This window comes from Agrococcus sp. TSP3-2-1 (genome assembly GCF_049897585.1).
In the GTDB taxonomy this organism is placed as follows: domain Bacteria; phylum Actinomycetota; class Actinomycetes; order Actinomycetales; family Microbacteriaceae; genus Agrococcus.
On record NZ_JAFCWN010000002.1, the window covers coordinates 412,640 to 428,713 of the forward strand.

Here is a 16,074-nt window from a genome sequence, read left to right on the forward strand (position 1 = left end):
CTGCGCCGCTCCGGGCGACGCGAACGAGGAGGATCCATGTCTGAGACCACCAACAGCGTGAGTCGGTCGAGGAAGCTCGGCCCCGAGGAGCGTGCCGCTGCGATCGCCTCGATGCGGGAGCGCGAGCTCGACGTGCTCGTCATCGGCGGCGGCATCGTCGGCACCGGAGCGGCGCTCGACGCCGTCACGCGCGGCCTGCGCGTCGGCCTCATCGAGGCGCGCGACTTCGCCTCCGGAACCTCGAGCCGCTCGTCGAAGCTCATCCACGGCGGCATCCGCTACCTCGAGCAGCTGAACTTCGGGCTCGTGCGCGAGGCGCTCATCGAGCGCGGGCTGCTGCTGCAGCGCATCGCGCCGCACCTCGCGAAGCCGGTGCGCTTCCTCTACCCGCTCGAGACGCCGCTCATCGAGCGCGCCTACATCGGCGCGGGCATGGCGCTCTACGACGTCTTCAGCTACACGGGCTTCATGAAGCCGGGCGTGCCGCTGCACCGCCACCTGACGAAGAAGCAGGTGCTCAAGAAGATCCCGTCGCTCGACCCGAACGCGTTCGTCGGCGGCCTCACCTACTACGACGCCCAGGTCGACGACGCGCGCTACGTCGCCGAGCTCGCGCGCACCGCATCCTTCTACGGCGCCCACGTCGCGAGCCGCGTGCGCGCGGAGGGCTTCCTCAAGGTGGGGGAGCGGGTGGTCGGCGTGCAGGCGCACGACTACGAGACGGGCGAGCAGTTCGAGATCCGCGCGAAGCAGGTCGTGAACGCGACCGGCGTGTGGACGGGCGAGACGCAGGCGATGGTCGGCGAGCGCGGCGAGTTCAAGGTGCGCGCGTCGAAGGGCGTGCACCTCGTCGTGCCGCGCGACCGCTTCCACTCCGAGATGGGCCTGCTGCTGCGCACCGCGAAGAGCGTGCTGTTCGTCATCCCGTGGGGCCGGCACTGGATCATCGGCACGACCGACACCGACTGGAACCTCGACAAGGCGCACCCCGCCGCGACGGCGGCCGACATCGACTACATCCTCGACAACGTCAACAAGGTGCTCGCGACGAAGCTCACGCGCGCCGACGTCGAGGGCGTCTACGCGGGCCTGCGGCCGTTGCTCGCAGCGGGCGGCGACGGCACCTCGACGGCGAACATCTCGCGCGAGCACCACGTCTCGCACACCGTGCCGGGCCTCGTGCTCATCGCGGGCGGCAAGTGGACGACCTACCGCGTGATGGCGAAGGACGCGATCGACGAGGCAGTCAGCGCGATGGACGGCAAGGTGCCCGAGTCGTGCACCGAGCAGATCCCGCTGCTCGGCGCGACCGGCTACCGCGCCGCGTGGAACAAGCGCGCGAAGATCGCGCGGGCCTTCGGCATCCACAAGCACCGCGTCGAGCACCTGCTGAACCGCTACGGCGTGCTGACCGACGAGATCCTCGACATGATCCGCAAGGACCCGTCGCTGCTCGAGCCGCTCCCCGGCGCCGACGACTACATCGGCGCGGAGGTGCGCTACGCATGCACCCACGAGGGCGCGCTGCACCTCGACGACGTGCTCGCGCGCCGCACGCGCATCTCGATCGAGTCGTGGGACCGCGGCGTCTCGGCGGCGCCCGTCGCCGCGCGGATCATGGCGGATGCGCTCGGCTGGGACGACGCGCGCGTCGAGAAGGAGATCAACACCTACAACAAGCGCGTCGCCGCGGAGATCGCGAGCCAGGAGCTGCCCGACGACGAGTCGGCCGACCGCGCACGCACGGAGGCGCCCGACATCGTGCCGCTCAGCGCGCTCCCGACCGCCGACACGGTCGGCACCCGACCGCAGCCCGCGGCCTGAGGGCGCCGAGCGGGCCGGGACGCTCGCGGCGCGTCGGTAGACTGGTCGCGCCGTGAGCACCCCTCTCCCCACCTTCTCCGTCGTCGCCAAGCGACCCCGGTGGATCGGCGTGCTCGTGCTGTGCATCGTCGTCGCCGGCGTCTTCGCCCTGCTCGGCCAATGGCAGATCGAGCGGGCCGTCGAGCAGGGCCAGGCCGACGAGCGCGATACCGAGACCGCGGTGCCGCTCGTGCAGGTCGCCGAGCCCGGCTCGACCCTCACGAGCGAGGCGGGCGGCCGGATGGTCGCCTTCTCGGGCACGTGGACCGACGACTTCGACACCCGCGTCGGCCGCGACCAGCACGGGGACCAGGGCAGCTGGGTCATCGGCCGCGTGCTCGTCGACCAGCCGGGCGGCGGCACCGCGTCGCTCGCCGTCGCCCTCTCGTGGCTGCCCGATCCCGCCACGGCCGAAGCGCTCGCCGCCTCGCTCGAGGCAGGCGAGACTGGAGAGCTCGTCGGCCGGCTCATGCCGCCCGAGGCGCCCACGATGGGCGACGTGCAGGGCGGCACGCGCGAGGCGATGAGCGTCGCCGAGCTCGTCAACGAGTGGGACGACTACGACGGCACCGCCTACGGGTCGTACGCGATCCTCGACGAGCCGTCGGCAGCCGCATCCGACGCCCTCGTCGAGCGCGCAGAGCCGATCGTCTCGGTGCGCCCCGAGGTCGACGCGCAGCTCAACTGGCTCAACGTCTTCTACGCGATCGAGTGGGTCGCCTTCATGCTCTTCGCCTTCTACCTCTGGTACCGGCTCGTGAAGGATGCGCTCGAGCGCGAGATCGAGGACATCGAAGATGCCGAGGCGGACGCCGAAGCTGCCGGGCCGCGCCGATAGGCTGGTAGCCGTGCCCCGCCCCATCGAACAGCTGCCGCAGATCCGCTCCGCCATCCGCATCTACCGCGTGATGTCGTGGGTGACGGGCCTGTTCCTGCTGCTGCTCGTCGCCGAGATGGTGCTGAAGTACTCGCCCACGCACGTCGAGGTCTTCGCCGGCGGCTCGGGCGGGCTGCTCTCGCTGCAGCGCGTCGTGCCCGCCGACGGCTGCCAGTGGTACTCACTGTTCGTGCCCGGCGGCATGGGTTGCGAGATCTCCTCGCTCGGCGACGGCTTCAACATCTCGCTCGCGATCCTGATCGTGCACGGCTGGATCTACGTCGTCTACCTGCTCGCGTGCTTCCGCCTCTGGAGCCTGCTGCGCTGGCCGTTCAAGCGCCTGCTCGCGATGGCCGCCGGCGGCGTCGTGCCCTTCCTCTCCTTCTTCGTCGAGCGCCGCATGCACGACGTCGCGGTCTCCGACGTGACTCGCCTCGAGGCCGAGCGGGCCGCGAGGGACGCCGCCGCTCCCGCCCCTGCAACCCCTTCGGAGGCTTGATGTCCGACACCGCTCAGCGGCCCGTGCTCGTGATCGACTTCGGCGCCCAGTACGCGCAGCTCATCGCGCGCCGCGTGCGCGAGGCCGACGTCTACAGCGAGATCGTGCCCTCGACGATCACCGCAGAGGAGGTGCGCGCGAAGGACCCCGCCGCGATCGTGCTCTCCGGCGGCCCCTCGAGCGTCTACGAGGAGGGCGCCCCGCGCCTCGACGAGCAGATCCTCGAGCTCGGGGTGCCGACCTTCGGCATCTGCTACGGCTTCCAGGTGATGGCCGCGCAGCTCGGCGGCAAGGTCGCGAAGACCGGCAATCGCGAGTACGGCTCGACGAGCGTGCGCGTCGATGGCGGCGGCACGCTGCTGAACGGTCAGCCCGACGCGCAGACGGTGTGGATGAGCCACGGCGACTCGGTCGCGGAGGCGCCCGAGGGCTTCACCGTGCTCGCGTCGACCGCCGACACCCCCGTCGCGGCGTTCGAGGACCGCGAGCGGAAGATGGCCGGCGTGCAGTGGCACCCGGAGGTCAAGCACTCCGAGCACGGGCAGCGCGTGCTCTCGTCGTTCCTGCACGAGATCGCGGGGCTGCCGGGCGACTGGCAGACCGGCAACGTCATCGACGAGCAGGTCGCGCGCATCCGCGAGCAGGTCGGCTCCGACAAGGTGCTGTGCGCGCTCTCGGGCGGCGTCGACTCCGCCGTCGCCGCGGCGCTCGTGCACAAGGCCGTCGGCGACCAGCTCGTGTGCGTCTTCGTCGACCACGGCCTGCTGCGGCAGGACGAGCGGCGCCAGGTCGAGGAGGACTATGTCGCCTCGACCGGAGTGCGGCTCGTGACGGTGGATGCGCGGGAGCGGTTCCTCTCGGCGCTCAAGGGCGTCACCGACCCGGAGCAGAAGCGCAAGATCATCGGGCGCGAGTTCATCCGCGTCTTCGAGCAGGCCGAGCGCGACCTCGCCGCCGAGGCCGCGAGCGAGGGCGAGCCCATCCGCTGGCTCGTGCAGGGCACGCTCTACCCCGACGTCGTCGAGTCGGGCGGCGGCACGGGCGCCGCGAACATCAAGAGCCACCACAACGTCGGCGGCCTGCCTGACGACCTGCAGTTCCAGCTGATCGAGCCGCTGCGCGCGCTGTTCAAGGACGAGGTGCGGGCGATCGGCCGCGAGCTCGGCCTGCCTGAGGCGATCGTCGGCCGCCAGCCTTTCCCCGGCCCCGGCCTCGGCATCCGCATCATCGGCGAGGTCACGCAGGACCGGCTCGACACCCTGCGCCGCGCGGACGCCATCGCGCGCGCCGAGCTCACGGCAGCGGGCCTCGACCAGGAGATCTGGCAGTGCCCCGTCGTGCTGCTCGCCGACGTGCGCTCGGTGGGCGTGCAGGGCGACGGCCGCACCTACGGCCACCCCATCGTGCTGCGCCCCGTCTCCTCCGAGGACGCGATGACCGCCGACTGGACGCGACTGCCGTACGACGTGCTCGCCCGCATCTCGAACCGCATCACGAACGAGGTGCCGGAAGTCAATCGGGTCGTGCTCGATGTGACGTCGAAGCCGCCGGGGACCATCGAATGGGAGTAGGAGCAGGGTGAGCGCGTCGTGCACGCCGCTCCTCAGCTCAGACAATGAAGAGGTCCGGACGCCCCGACGGGGCGTCCGGACCTCTTCATAACTCGCACCCCGCGGCGTGCACGACGCGCTCGCTGGTGGAGGTAGGCAGCCGGGGAGCGGGTGCTGGGCGCGGCTCGGTGCTGGGGAGGAGGATGAGCGCATGGTGCAGCCGAGGGGGCGGGACGTGGCGGCCCGGGTCGTCGCCCTCTGGACGCTCGCCATCGGCTTCGGCGCGAGCGTGCTCGTCGGGCTCTCGCCCACCAGCTGGCTGCTCGCGAGGCTCCGCTACGGCTGCGCGTTCGTGACCGAGGAGTGGGTGTGCGACGGCAACGCGGCGCTCCTCGCGGCCGGCGCGAGCAGCCTCGTGCTGTCGACGCTCGCGCTCGGTGGCATCGCCCTCATCGTGCGCGCCACGTGGGATCGCGTGCGCCTGCGTGCCGAGCGGTTCGGCTGGATCGCGCTCATCGCCGTGCTGCCGACGATCGTCCTCTGCGGGCTGCTGCTGCTCGACGCCGCGACGCACGAGCCGCCCGGCGTGGGCATCGACGACAGCCGCCTCGCGATGTGGATCGAGAGCGCGATGATCCCGGCCTGCTCGACGGCGGTCGCCGGTGTGCTCGCCGGCTCCGGGCTGCGGATGCGCGCACGCGGCCGACCGCGCCGGGTCGCCTTCGTCACGATCGTGCCGGCGTTCGTGCAGCTGCTCGTCGCCGCCGTCATCTCGTTCCTCGGCACGCTGCCGACCGGGATCGTCGCGGCCTCCGCGATCGGCGCGGGCTGGTACCTCGCGGCGGCCGCGTGGCCCGGCGCTGCCAAGCAGACCGTCGGCGATGTCGATCCAGGCCATTCCCGCTCGACGTCCTGAGTGAGAGGGTCGAGACCGACCCACCGGGACGAGGAGTGGACCATGCAGTACATGCTCATCATGCGCGCGAACGACGAAGCGGTCGACGCGTATGAGGAGATCCCCTTCGAAGAGGTCCTCGAGCGGATGGGGAAGTACAACGAGGCGATGATGGAGGCCGGAGGGTCGCTCGAGGTTGCTGAGGTGACCGCAGTCCTCGAGCACGACCAGCTGCGCCCCGGGGATCGCGAGCGCGAACGTGTGCGCGATGCGGAGCGGTGACGCTCGTCGAGCGCGCCCCAGACAAGCAGCGTCGGCACCGCGATGCGGGGCAGCTCGTCGCGGAGGTCGGCCTCGGCCATCGCGCGGAGCTGCTGGCGCAGCGCATGCGGCCGGGCGGCGACCGCCATCGCGCGCACGAGCCGGGCGGTCTCGGCGGGCGGGTCGGCCGCGAACAGACCGGGCGGCAGCTCGAGCGCGCCCGAGTCGGCGGCATCGAGCTGCCGAGTCGCTGCGGCGACGCGGTCGCGCAGCTCCACCGGCGGCAGCGAGCCGCGCCAGCCCGCGTAGGTGTCGGCGAGGATGAGGGCTCGCACGAGATGCGGATGCCTGCGGTGCAGCTCGAGCGCGATGGTGCCGCCCCAGGAGATGCCGCCGACGATCGCCCGCCCGCCCGCCGTCTCGACGAGCGCGGCGAGGCAGTCGGCGTAGTCGTCGAGCCCGAAGCCCTCCGGCACGTCGGAGGAGCGGCCGTGCCCGGGCTCGTCCCACGCGATGACGGTGCAGTCGCTCGAGAGGCGCTCGAGCTGCGGGCCCCACGCGCGACTGTCGTCGCCCGCGCCGTGCGCGAGCACGAGCGGCGGCCCGGCGCCGACCCGCTCGGACGCGATCTCGACGGCACCCACGCGGAGCGTCTCCACGGTCGCCACGCTACGCCGGGGAGCGTCTGGCTGACAGTCGCGCATATGGGGCCGACAGGGTCGGCTACTACCCTGGGTGGGTGACGACGATGAGTGCCGAGGCGACCCTGAGCGAGGAGCGGATCGCGCTGCTGCGCGCCGACTTCCCGATCCTCGCGGAGCAGCCCGCCGGCGTGCCGCTCGTCTACCTCGACTCCGGCGCGACGAGCCAGCAGCCGCGGCAGGTGCTCGAGGCCGAGTGGACGTTCCGCACCCAGCGGAACGCCGCCGTGCACCGCGGCGCCCACACCCTCGCGGCGCTCGCGACCGACGACTACGAGCTCGCGCGCGAGCGCATCGCGCGCTTCGTCGGTGCGAAGCCGACCGAGATCTCCTGGGCGATGAACGCGACGGATGCGCTCAACACCGTCGCGCTCTCGCTCGCCGAGGCCAACCGGGCCGGCGCGACCGACCCGGCCCTCCGCATCCGCGAGGGGGACGAGATCCTCGTCACCGAGGCGGAGCACCACGCGAACCTGCTGCCGTGGCAGCGCCTCGCCGACGAGACCGGTGCGACGCTGCGCTGGATCGAGGTCGACGACGACGGGGTCTGGACGCTCGACGACGCGCTCGCGGCGATCACCGAGCGCACGCGGGTCGTCGCGATCGCGCACGTCTCGAACGTCACGGGGCTCATCGCGCCCGTCGAGGCGATCGCCCGGGCCGCCCACGCGGTCGGCGCGCTCGTCGTGCTCGACGCGTGCCAGTCGGTGCCGCACCGGCCCGTCGACCTCCGCGCGCTCGGCGTCGACGCGGCGGCGTTCTCGAGCCACAAGATGCTCGGCCCCGGCGGTGTCGGTGTGCTCTACCTGAGGGCGCAGCTCGGCGCCGCGCTGCCGCCCGCGCGCGTCGGCGGCTCGATGATCACGACGGTCACGATGACCGAGCGAGACTACCTCCCGGCGCCGCAGCGATTCGAGGCGGGCACGCAGCCGGTCGGCGCGATCGTCGGCCTGGCCGCCGCGGTCGACTACCTCGAGGCGGTCGGGATGCGCGCGATCGAGCGGCACGAGGTCGCGCTCGGCGAGCGGCTCGCCGCCGGCGCCGCCTCGATCGACGGCGTCCGGCTCGTCGGTCCGCGCCCCGGCAGCGAGCGCGCCGGCCTCGCGAGCGTCATCGTCGACGGCGTGCACGCCCACGACGTCGGCCAGGTGCTCGACGCCGCCGGCATCGCCGCGCGCGTCGGCCACCACTGCGCCCAGCCCCTCCACCGCCGCCTCGGCGTCGCCGCGACGACCCGCGCATCCACGTACCTCACGACGACCGAGGCCGAGGTCGACCGGTTCCTCGACGTGCTCTCGAGCGTGCGCTCCTACTTCGGGGCCGGCCGATGAGCGGGCAGGCGTCGCGCGACCCGCTCGCCGGCCTCTACCAGGAGCTCATCCTCGAGCACGCGAAGCGCCGCTCGGGGGAGGGGCTCCTCGATCCCGCCGACGCGGAGCGCTTCCTGCGGAACCCCACGTGCGGCGACGAGATCCGGCTGCGCGTGCGGCTCTCGGGTGACGCGGTGGATGCAGTCGGCTGGGAGGGGCAGGGATGCTCGATCTCGCAGGCCTCCGCCTCCGTGCTCGCGGAGGACGTGCCCGGCCTGACGGCCGCCGATGCGCGGTCGCGCATCGAGGCGCTCCGCGAGCTGCTGCGCTCGCGCGGCTCGATCGAGCCCGACGAGGCGCTGCTCGGCGACGCCGTCGCCTTCGCCGGCGTCGCGAAGTTCCCGATGCGGGTGAAGTGCGCGATGCTCGCGTGGGTCGCGCTCGAGGAGGCGCTCGACGAGCTCGACGCCCGCTGAGCGGCGCGACACCGGGCGTCACAGGGCGCGGCCCGGCATGCCGGCTGTGATGGGATGAAGGCATTCCCTCAGGAGGTCTGACATGTCCAGCACCACGCCCGTCGGCGAGCGGATCGGCCGCGTCGCCGGCACTTGGTTCCCGCTCGTCGTGCTCGCCGCGGCGGCCGTCGCGATCGTCGTCCCGCAGGTGTTCCTGCCGATCGGGCCGTGGATCAACACGCTGCTCGGCATCATCATGCTCGGCATGGGGCTGACGCTGAAGCCGGTCGACTTCACCGTCATCGCGAAGAAGCCCAAGGCCTTCGTCGTCGGCGTCATCGCGCAGTACGTCATCATGCCGCTCGCGGCGATCGGCCTCGCGCTCGCGTTCCAGCTCCCGCCCGAGCTGCTCGTGGGCGTCGTGCTCGTCGGCTCCGCGCCGGGCGGCACGGCCTCGAACGTCATGGTCTACCTCGCGAAGGGCGACACGGCGCTCTCGGTCGCGATGACGACCGCGTCGACGCTGCTCGCGCCGGTGCTCACGCCGCTGCTCGTGCTGTGGCTCGCCGGCTCATACCTGCCGGTCGACGCGTGGGGCCTGTTCCAGTCGATCATCTTCATCGTGCTGCTGCCCGTGATCGCGGGCGTGCTGCTGCGCATCCTGCTGCCGAGGGTCGTGCAGGCGATCCTGCCTTGGCTGCCGCTCGTGTCGGTCACCGGCATCACGCTCGTCGTGCTCGCGGTCGTCGCCGGCTCCGCCGCCACGATCCTCTCGGTCGGCCTGCTCGTCGCGCTCGTCGTCATCCTCCACAACGGCGTCGGCTACGGCCTCGGGTTCCTCGCCGCGAAGGCCGTCGGCCTCGACGAGAGCGCCCGCCGGGCGGTGGCGATCGAGGTGGGTATGCAGAACTCCGGTCTCGCCGCGGGCCTCGCCAAGACGCACTTCTCGCCGGAGTCGGCGCTGCCGGCGGCCATCTTCTCGGTGTGGCACAACGTCTCGGGCTCGCTGCTCGCCTCGTTCTGGTCGCGGCGCCCGCCGAAGGATGACGCGCGCGTCGATGCGCCCGAGGACCAGCCTGTCGCGAGCTGACCGGACCGCGGACGCGCCCCTCGCCCCTCGTGGGCGGCGGGGCGTACGCTTCCCAGCACCGACCGAGAGGAGCTGCGATGGCGCTGCGCTGGTATTCGAACGTGATCGAGTCGACCGACCCGAGGAGGCTCGGCGCCTGGTGGCGCGAGGCGCTCGACTGGGAGGTCATCCACGACACCGACGACGAGGTGGTCGTCATCCCGAAGCACGCGCGGGAGATCGGCGCGAAGCTGACCTTCCACCAGTTCCCGCCCGGGCTCGTGTTCGTGCGCGTCGATCACGAGAAGACGACGAAGAACCGCCTGCACATGGATCTCGCACCGCACACGAGCGATGACCGGGACGCCGAGATCGCGCGGCTCGAGGCGCTCGGCGCCCGGCGCATCGACATCGGGCAGGGGCCCGACGTGCCGTGGACCGTGCTCGCCGACATCGACGGCAACGAGTTCTGCGTGCTCTCGAGTCGCGACATGTGACGCTCGCCGCGGAGCGCCGTGCATCGCGCCCCGCGGCGACCGAGCGGCTCAGCGGTAGACCATGCCGCCGTCGATGAGCGGGGTCTGCCCGGTCATGTAGTCGGAGTCCGGGCCCGCGAGGTAGGACACGAAGCTCGCGACGTCCTCGGGCGTGGATGCGCGACCGAGGGTGATGCCCTCGACGTACTTCTCGTAGGTCGCGCCGACCTCGGCGCCCGTGAGCTCGGCGAAGCCGCGATCGATCTCCTCCCACATGCCGGTGCCGACGATGCCGGGGGAGTAGCCGTTCACCGTGATGCCGAGCGTCGCGAGCTCCTGCGCCGCCGCCTGCACGAGCGCGCGCACCGCGAACTTGCTCGACGAGTACAGGCCGAGCATCGGGAACGACTCGTGCGCGGCGATCGAGGTCGCGGCGATGATCTTGCCGCCGTGCCCGAGCTCCTCGAGCTTGGCGGCGGCCACCTGGATGCCGAACAGCACGCCCTTGACGTTGATGCTGAACACCCGGTCGAAGTCCTGCTCGGTGATGCCGCGCACGGGGGTGATGGGTCCCGCGATCCCGGCGTTGTTGATCATGATGTCGAAGCCGCCGAGCTCGTCCGCCGCGCGGTTCACCGCCGCCTCGAGACTCGACTTGTCGGAGACGTCGCCGCCGATGGTGATCGCGCGCCGGCCGGCGGCCTCCACGAGCTCCTTCGTCTCATGCAGCGAGTCCTCTCGCAGATCCAGGAGCGCGACGTCGGCGCCGTCGTGCGCCAGCCGCTTCGCGATCGCTTGCCCGATGCCCTGCGCCGCTCCGGTGACGAAGGCGACCTTGCCGTCGATGGCCATGATGTTCCTCCCGTGGTGTTGCGTGGATGTCCTCCGACGCTACGGCGGAGCCGGAGCCCGCGCATTGCGGCGATTGCCAGGCTCGGTCGGGACGGCGAGACGACGAAGGCCCCGGCATCTGCCGGGGCCTTCGTGCTGCTGCACGCAGCGCGCTAGTTGTTGCTGCGCAGGATCGCGAGGATCCGCAGGATCTCGACGTAGAGCCAGATGATCGTCATGACCAGGCCGAACGCCGCCGACCAGCCGTACTTCTTGTGCACGCCGCGCTTCACGCCGAGCTCGATGCCCTCGAAGTCCATGACGAGCGAGTAGGCGCCGAGGAGCACCGCGAGGCCGCCGAGCAGCACGCCGAGCGGGATGCCGAAGATCTCCTGCGACCGCAGGCCCCACGGGTCCTGGTTGACGCCCGTGAGCATGAGCACGAAGTTCACGAGCGAGAACAGGCCGTAGCCGATGATCACGATGAAGAAGATCTTGTTGAGCTTCGGCGACGTGCGGAAGACGCGGAACGCGTAGCCGGCGAGTGTCACGCCGAACACGCACGCGGTCGCGAGCAGCGCCTGGAAGATCACGCCCGGCAGGTTCATGCCGAACTCGACCGTCGCCGAGAAGCCGCCGAGGAAGAGGCCCTGCGCGGCGGCGTAGGCGAGCACGAGCGCGGGGCTCGGCTCCTTCTTGAAGATGTTGACGAGTGCGAGCACGAAGCCCACGATCGCCCCGCCCCACGTGAGCGCGTAGAAGAGCGGCGTGGGCCCTGTGAGGAAGAGCATCCCCAGCGTGATGATGAAGCCGATCGCCGTGACGCCGAGCGTCAGCGCCGTCTTCGTGATGACGCCGTCGTAGGTGAGCCGCTCGGTCTCGAGCGGGCCGGCCGAGGGCGCGTTGAACTGCTGGTTGAGCTGCTCGGGCGACGGGATCGGCTGCTGGCCGTACGGCGTGCCGTACTGCTGCTGCTGGCCGTAGGGCGCGCCGCCGAACTGCTGCTGGCCGTACGGTGCCTGTCCGTAGGGCGCCTGGCCGTACGGGGCCTGGCCACCGGGGATGGCCTGGGCCGCGCGCTGCGAGTTCTCGGTGAACGCGGGCGAGTTGCGGAACGCGGGGTTGCCTGCCAAGGGTGTTGCTCCTGTCGAGTGCATGCGGCCGCCTCCAAGGGCGGTCGCGCTCAGCGTAGCGAAACGAGCCAGGATTTCGCTGTGTCGCACGGCTCGTTCGCCCAAGGCAGACGGCGCATAGCCTGAGCGCATGCAGCCGACCGCGCTCATCGCCCACCGCGGCGCCTCCGGCTGGGCGCCCGAGCACACCGAGACGGCCGTCCGCCTGGCCGCCGAGCTCGGCGCCGATGCGGTCGAGCCCGACCTCGTCGCGACCCGCGATGGCGTGCTCGTCGTGCGGCACGACAACGAGCTGGGCGAGACGACCGACGTCGCCGCCCGACCGGAGTTCGCTGACCGCCGTCGCGCACAGTCGATCGACGGTCACGAGCTCGAGGGCTGGTTCGTCGAGGACTTCACCTGGGCAGAGGTCGCGACGCTGCGCGCTCGCGAGCGGCTGCCGCACCTGCGCCCCCTCGGAGCGCGGCTCGATGGCCGCGACCGCGTGCTGCGCTTCGACGAGCTGCTCGCGATCGCCGACGAGACGGGCCTCGGCGTCGTCGCCGAGCTCAAGCACGCCACCCACCACGCCGCGCTCGGCCTGCCGCTCGACGAGCTCGTGGCGGATGCGGTGCGCGGCACCCGCTGGCAGGCGCCGGGGGTGCTCGTGGTCGAGTCCTTCGAGGAGTCGGTGCTGCACGCGGTGCGGGAGCGCGGCGTCGAGGCGCGGCTCGTCTACCTCATGGACCACGACGGCACCGCCGCCGACCTCGTGGCCGGCGGCGACGCATCCGCCCAGACCTACGCCGAGCAGCGCGAGGACGCGGCGCTCGCGGCGCTCGCGAGCCGCGTCGACGCGATCAGCGTCGCGAAGTCGGTGCTGTTCGAGCGCGACGGCGACCGGCTCCGGACGAGCGACCTGGTCGAGCGGGCGCGCGAGGCCGGGCTCGGCACGATCACCTGGACGCTCCGGCCCGAGAACGCGTTCCTCGAGCCCGAGCACCGGCTCGGCGAGCACGATGCGGCGTGGGGCGACTGGACGACCGAGTGGGGAATGCTCGCGGCGCTCGGGCTCGAGGCGGTCTTCGTCGACCACCCGGACCTGTGGCGCCGCCTCACATCTCGGGTCGACCCGGCGGCTCCTCCGACGGCTCGTGGTCGACCGGCAGCACGCTGATCATGCCGTTCGGCTCGAGCCACGCGCGCTTGACCTGCGAGACGTCGGAGAGGCCGTGCAGCCGCAGCTGCGACTCGAGCTCCTCGTGGCTCATGAACTCGCGCCTGAGCGCTCGCCGGTTGAGCCGGCCGTCCTCGATGAGCGGTTTCGGCCGCGCCTTGAGGAGCCGCCCGAGCGCGGGCCAGCGGTAGCCGACCGCGTCGAGCGCGACGCTCCAGAACAGGATCGTGCCGACGAGCACGAGGCTGTCGCCGATCGAGGCAGCGTCGCCGCGCAGCCCGGCGCCCGCCGCGTCGGCGACGAGCACGACGATGAGGATGTCGGTGATGCCGAGCCCGCCCGACTCCCGCTGCCCGACGACGCGCATGAGCAGCGTGAGCGCGAGGAACATCACGGTGCCCCGCACCACGTTCTCGAGCACCGGCACCGTCAGGCCGAAGACCTCTCCCCATTCCGGCATCGCGCTTCCCTCCCGTGAGCGTGCGGTCACCCTAGCCGCGCGAGGTCACAGCCGGCGGTGCGGCATCCCACGGCGGATGCGTCACCACCGTCGGCCGTGTCACCCCTGGCTCGTAGACTGGAGGGGACATGACGGATCTGTGGGGCCTGGGGGACGACGGCTTCGGTGAAGTGCAGCGGCCGACGCCCCTCGGACCGCGCGGTGAGACGATCCCCGAGGAGCTGCTCGAGGGGCTGAACCCGCCGCAGCGCGAGGCGGTCGAGCACCGCGGGCCCGCGCTGCTGATCGTCGCCGGCGCCGGCTCCGGCAAGACGCGCGTGCTGACGCACCGCGTCGCCGGGCTGCTCGCGACCCGCGAGGCGTGGCCGAGCCAGATCCTCGCGATCACCTTCACGAACAAGGCTGCCGCCGAGATGCGCGAGCGCGTCGAGCGCCTCATCGGCGAGGAGTCGCGCGGCATGTGGATCTCGACGTTCCACTCCGCGTGCGTGCGCATCCTGCGCCGCGAGGCCGAGGAGTTCGGCTTCAAGCAGTCGTTCACGATCTACGACTCCGGGGACGTGCGCGCGCTCGTCAAGCGGCTCATCAAGGAGCGCGGCGCCGACATCCAGGGGCTCACGCCCGGCGGCGTCGCCGCGCGCATCTCGAAGGCGAAGAACGAGCTGCACGACGTCGACTCGTGGGCGCGCACCGCGAACCTCGAGAACCCGCTCGACGCCGCCTTCCTCGAGCTGTGGCGCGACTACGACAACGAGCTGCGGCGCGCGAACGCGTTCGACTTCGACGACCTCATCTCGCAGACCGTCTTCCTGCTGCGCGCGTTCCCGCACGTCGCCGCGCAGTACCGCAAGCGCTTCCGCCACATCCTCGTCGACGAGTACCAGGACACGAACGCGGCGCAGTACGCGCTCATCCGCGAGCTCACGCAGCCCGTCACGCGCGCCGACCTGCCCGACCTCCGCGCCGACCTGCCCGGGGCGTCCCTCACGGTCGTGGGCGACTCGGACCAGTCGATCTACGCCTTCCGGGGCGCCGATATCCGCAACATCACCGACTTCGAGCGCGACTTCGCCGGTGCCCGCGTCATCATGCTCGAGCAGAACTACCGCTCGACGCAGAACATCCTCTCGGCCGCGAACGCCGTGATCGGCAACAACTTCGACCGGCGCGAGAAGCGGCTCTGGACCGACTCGGGCGACGGCGCGAAGATCGTCGGCTTCACCGGCTACTCCGGCCACGACGAGGCGCAGTTCGTCGCCGATGAGATCGTCGAGCTCACCTCCGGCGGCATGGCCTACAGCGACATCGCCGTCTTCTACCGCACCAACGCGCAGACGCGAGCGCTCGAAGAGGTGCTCATCCGCACCGCGATCCCGTACCGGGTGATCGGCGGCACGAAGTTCTACGAGCGCGCCGAGATCAAGGACGCGATGGCGTACCTCATCACGGTCGCGAACCCCGCCGACTCGCTGAGCCTGCGCCGCATCATGAACGTGCCGCGGCGCGGCATCGGCCCGGCCACCGAGGCGGCGCTGCAAGCCTTCGCCGACGAGCGGCAGATCACGCTGCGGGATGCGATGCGTCGCGTCGACGAGATCGCCCTCGGCCCGAAGGTGGCCGCGGCGATCAAGGACCTCGCGGCGCTGCTCGACGAGTGGAGCGACCGGCCCGAGGCCGATCCCGGCGAGGTGCTGCGCGACCTCATGAGCCGCTCGGGCTACACCGATCAGCTGCGCCGCTCGCCCGACCCGCAGGACGCGGCGCGGCTCGAGAACGTCGAGGAGCTCATCGCGGTGACGCGCGAGTTCCGGCGGCAGAACCCCACCGGCAACCTCGTCGACTTCCTCACCGAGACCGCGCTCGTCGCCGCCGCCGACGAGCTCGACGACTCCGGCGGGCAGGTCTCGCTCATGACGCTGCACACCGCGAAGGGCCTCGAGTTCGACGCGGTGTTCATCACTGGCGTCGAGGAGGAGCTGCTGCCGCACCGCATCTCGGCGAACGAGCCGGGCGGGCCAGCCGAGGAGCGGCGACTGTTCTACGTCGGCATCACGCGCGCCCGCCACCGCCTGCACCTCTCGCTCGCCATGACGCGCGCGCAGTTCGGCGAGGTCAACCCCGCCGTGCCGAGCCGCTTCCTCGAGGAGATCCCGGCCGACCTGATCGACTGGCGCACCGCGCCGGTGACGGTGCGGCAGGCCTCGTCGCAGCGTGCCGTCGGCCGCTGGCGCGACGAGCCGCGCGAGTCGTTCGTGACGGGCTTCCGCGAGCCTGCGGCGCTGCCGAAGGGCCCGAAGCGGGAGTTCGCCAACACGATCACCGAGGTGCGCGACAACAGCGGCATGGAGCTCGCGCCCGGCGACCGCATCCGCCACAAGGACTTCGGCGAGGGCCGCGTGCAGGCGATCACCGGCGCTGACAAGAAGCGCGTCGCCGAGGTGCTCTTCGACGGGGCCGGCCGCAAGCGGCTGCTCGTGAAGATCGCGCCGATCGAGAAGCTCGGCTGATCGCCGCTGCACCGTCGGTCGAGGAGCCGGC

15 protein-coding genes and 1 pseudogene are annotated in these 16,074 nt (G+C 71.7%); 12 read left to right on the plus strand and 4 right to left on the minus strand.

Features of this window, described 5'->3' with window-relative positions; all coding sequences use genetic code 11:
* The first annotated feature begins 36 nt into the window (after positions 1-36).
* The 6 genes from ACP7BI_RS04575 to ACP7BI_RS04600 all read left to right on the plus strand — a co-directional run bounded on the left by ACP7BI_RS04575 (position 37) and on the right by ACP7BI_RS04600 (position 5,966).
* Positions 37-1,824 (plus strand): glycerol-3-phosphate dehydrogenase/oxidase, encoded by a 1,788-nt coding sequence (locus tag ACP7BI_RS04575; protein WP_425844025.1) that lies wholly within the window; start codon positions 37-39, stop codon positions 1,822-1,824.
* A gap of 52 nt (positions 1,825-1,876) precedes the next feature.
* Positions 1,877-2,701, plus strand: a complete 825-nt coding sequence (locus ACP7BI_RS04580; RefSeq protein ID WP_425844026.1) for an SURF1 family cytochrome oxidase biogenesis protein — start codon at positions 1,877-1,879, stop codon at positions 2,699-2,701.
* A gap of 10 nt (positions 2,702-2,711) precedes the next feature.
* Positions 2,712-3,239: a DUF3817 domain-containing protein gene (locus tag ACP7BI_RS04585; RefSeq protein ID WP_425844027.1), complete on the plus strand. Its 528-nt coding sequence runs from the start codon at positions 2,712-2,714 to the stop codon at positions 3,237-3,239.
* Entirely contained in the window at positions 3,239-4,810 is a 1,572-nt protein-coding gene (gene guaA, locus ACP7BI_RS04590) for a glutamine-hydrolyzing GMP synthase (RefSeq protein WP_425844028.1), read from the plus strand. The genes ACP7BI_RS04585 and guaA overlap by 1 nt, the downstream gene beginning before the upstream one ends.
* Positions 4,811-5,000: 190 nt before the next feature.
* Positions 5,001-5,705, plus strand: a complete 705-nt coding sequence (locus tag ACP7BI_RS04595; protein WP_425844079.1) for a hypothetical protein — start codon at positions 5,001-5,003, stop codon at positions 5,703-5,705.
* Positions 5,706-5,747: 42 nt separating this feature from the next.
* Positions 5,748-5,966, plus strand: a complete 219-nt coding sequence (locus ACP7BI_RS04600; protein WP_425844081.1) for a hypothetical protein — start codon at positions 5,748-5,750, stop codon at positions 5,964-5,966.
* 47 nt (positions 5,967-6,013) lie between these two features.
* Here the strand turns inward: ACP7BI_RS04600 and ACP7BI_RS04605 are convergent.
* Positions 6,014-6,649 (minus strand): annotated as a pseudogene (locus ACP7BI_RS04605) (alpha/beta fold hydrolase); the annotation flags it as partial.
* 44 nt (positions 6,650-6,693) lie between these two features.
* Between ACP7BI_RS04605 and ACP7BI_RS04610 the strand changes: the two are divergent.
* From ACP7BI_RS04610 to ACP7BI_RS04625, 4 genes are all read left to right on the plus strand, one after another.
* The gene (locus tag ACP7BI_RS04610) at positions 6,694-7,977 is read left to right on the plus strand and encodes a SufS family cysteine desulfurase (protein ID WP_425844077.1); all 1,284 of its coding nucleotides are present in this window, start codon (positions 6,694-6,696) and stop codon (positions 7,975-7,977) included.
* Positions 7,974-8,432 (plus strand): Fe-S cluster assembly sulfur transfer protein SufU, encoded by a 459-nt coding sequence (gene sufU / locus ACP7BI_RS04615; RefSeq protein WP_425844029.1) that lies wholly within the window; start codon positions 7,974-7,976, stop codon positions 8,430-8,432. The genes ACP7BI_RS04610 and sufU overlap by 4 nt, the downstream gene beginning before the upstream one ends.
* 82 nt (positions 8,433-8,514) lie before the next feature.
* Entirely contained in the window at positions 8,515-9,501 is a 987-nt protein-coding gene (locus ACP7BI_RS04620) for a bile acid:sodium symporter family protein (protein ID WP_425844030.1), read from the plus strand.
* A gap of 77 nt (positions 9,502-9,578) precedes the next feature.
* Entirely contained in the window at positions 9,579-9,977 is a 399-nt protein-coding gene (locus ACP7BI_RS04625; protein WP_425844031.1) for a VOC family protein, read from the plus strand.
* Positions 9,978-10,025: 48 nt separating this feature from the next.
* On the opposite strand, the gene ACP7BI_RS04630 is transcribed toward ACP7BI_RS04625, so the two are convergent.
* Together ACP7BI_RS04630 and ACP7BI_RS04635 are read right to left on the minus strand one after the other, a co-directional pair.
* On the minus strand, positions 10,026-10,808 hold the full coding sequence (locus ACP7BI_RS04630; RefSeq protein WP_425844032.1) for an acetoin reductase: 783 nt from the start codon (positions 10,806-10,808) through the stop codon (positions 10,026-10,028).
* Between the two features lie 152 nt (positions 10,809-10,960).
* Positions 10,961-11,944 carry a Bax inhibitor-1/YccA family membrane protein gene (locus ACP7BI_RS04635; protein WP_425844033.1) on the minus strand — a complete coding sequence of 328 codons (984 nt, stop codon included), beginning with the start codon at positions 11,942-11,944 and terminating at the stop codon, positions 10,961-10,963.
* 106 nt (positions 11,945-12,050) lie between these two features.
* Here ACP7BI_RS04635 and ACP7BI_RS04640 point away from each other — a divergent pair, with 106 nt between their 5' ends.
* Entirely contained in the window at positions 12,051-13,076 is a 1,026-nt protein-coding gene (locus ACP7BI_RS04640) for a glycerophosphodiester phosphodiesterase family protein (protein ID WP_425844035.1), read from the plus strand.
* On the opposite strand, the gene ACP7BI_RS04645 is transcribed toward ACP7BI_RS04640, so the two are convergent.
* Positions 13,015-13,536 (minus strand): DUF421 domain-containing protein, encoded by a 522-nt coding sequence (locus ACP7BI_RS04645; RefSeq protein WP_425844037.1) that lies wholly within the window; start codon positions 13,534-13,536, stop codon positions 13,015-13,017. The two genes, ACP7BI_RS04640 and ACP7BI_RS04645, sit on opposite strands and share 62 nt — an antisense overlap.
* A 128-nt stretch (positions 13,537-13,664) precedes the next feature.
* On the opposite strand from ACP7BI_RS04645, the gene ACP7BI_RS04650 reads away from it, so the two are divergent.
* Positions 13,665-16,043, plus strand: a complete 2,379-nt coding sequence (locus ACP7BI_RS04650) for an ATP-dependent helicase (RefSeq protein WP_425844039.1) — start codon at positions 13,665-13,667, stop codon at positions 16,041-16,043.
* The last annotated feature ends 31 nt before the right edge of the window (positions 16,044-16,074 follow it).

Coding starts and splice junctions, on each gene's coding strand:
- ACP7BI_RS04575 (WP_425844025.1), top strand. CDS start 37: ATGTCTGAGACCACCAACAGCGTGAGTCGGTCGAGGAAGCTCGGCCCC.
- guaA (WP_425844028.1), top strand. CDS start 3,239: ATGTCCGACACCGCTCAGCGGCCCGTGCTCGTGATCGACTTCGGCGCC.
- ACP7BI_RS04595 (WP_425844079.1), top strand. CDS start 5,001: ATGGTGCAGCCGAGGGGGCGGGACGTGGCGGCCCGGGTCGTCGCCCTC.
- ACP7BI_RS04600 (WP_425844081.1), top strand. CDS start 5,748: ATGCAGTACATGCTCATCATGCGCGCGAACGACGAAGCGGTCGACGCG.
- ACP7BI_RS04610 (WP_425844077.1), top strand. CDS start 6,694: ATGAGTGCCGAGGCGACCCTGAGCGAGGAGCGGATCGCGCTGCTGCGC.
- sufU (WP_425844029.1), top strand. CDS start 7,974: ATGAGCGGGCAGGCGTCGCGCGACCCGCTCGCCGGCCTCTACCAGGAG.
- ACP7BI_RS04620 (WP_425844030.1), top strand. CDS start 8,515: ATGTCCAGCACCACGCCCGTCGGCGAGCGGATCGGCCGCGTCGCCGGC.
- ACP7BI_RS04625 (WP_425844031.1), top strand. CDS start 9,579: ATGGCGCTGCGCTGGTATTCGAACGTGATCGAGTCGACCGACCCGAGG.
- ACP7BI_RS04630 (WP_425844032.1), bottom strand. CDS start 10,808: ATGGCCATCGACGGCAAGGTCGCCTTCGTCACCGGAGCGGCGCAGGGC.
- ACP7BI_RS04635 (WP_425844033.1), bottom strand. CDS start 11,944: ATGCACTCGACAGGAGCAACACCCTTGGCAGGCAACCCCGCGTTCCGC.
- ACP7BI_RS04640 (WP_425844035.1), top strand. CDS start 12,051: ATGCAGCCGACCGCGCTCATCGCCCACCGCGGCGCCTCCGGCTGGGCG.
- ACP7BI_RS04645 (WP_425844037.1), bottom strand. CDS start 13,536: ATGCCGGAATGGGGAGAGGTCTTCGGCCTGACGGTGCCGGTGCTCGAG.
- ACP7BI_RS04650 (WP_425844039.1), top strand. CDS start 13,665: ATGACGGATCTGTGGGGCCTGGGGGACGACGGCTTCGGTGAAGTGCAG.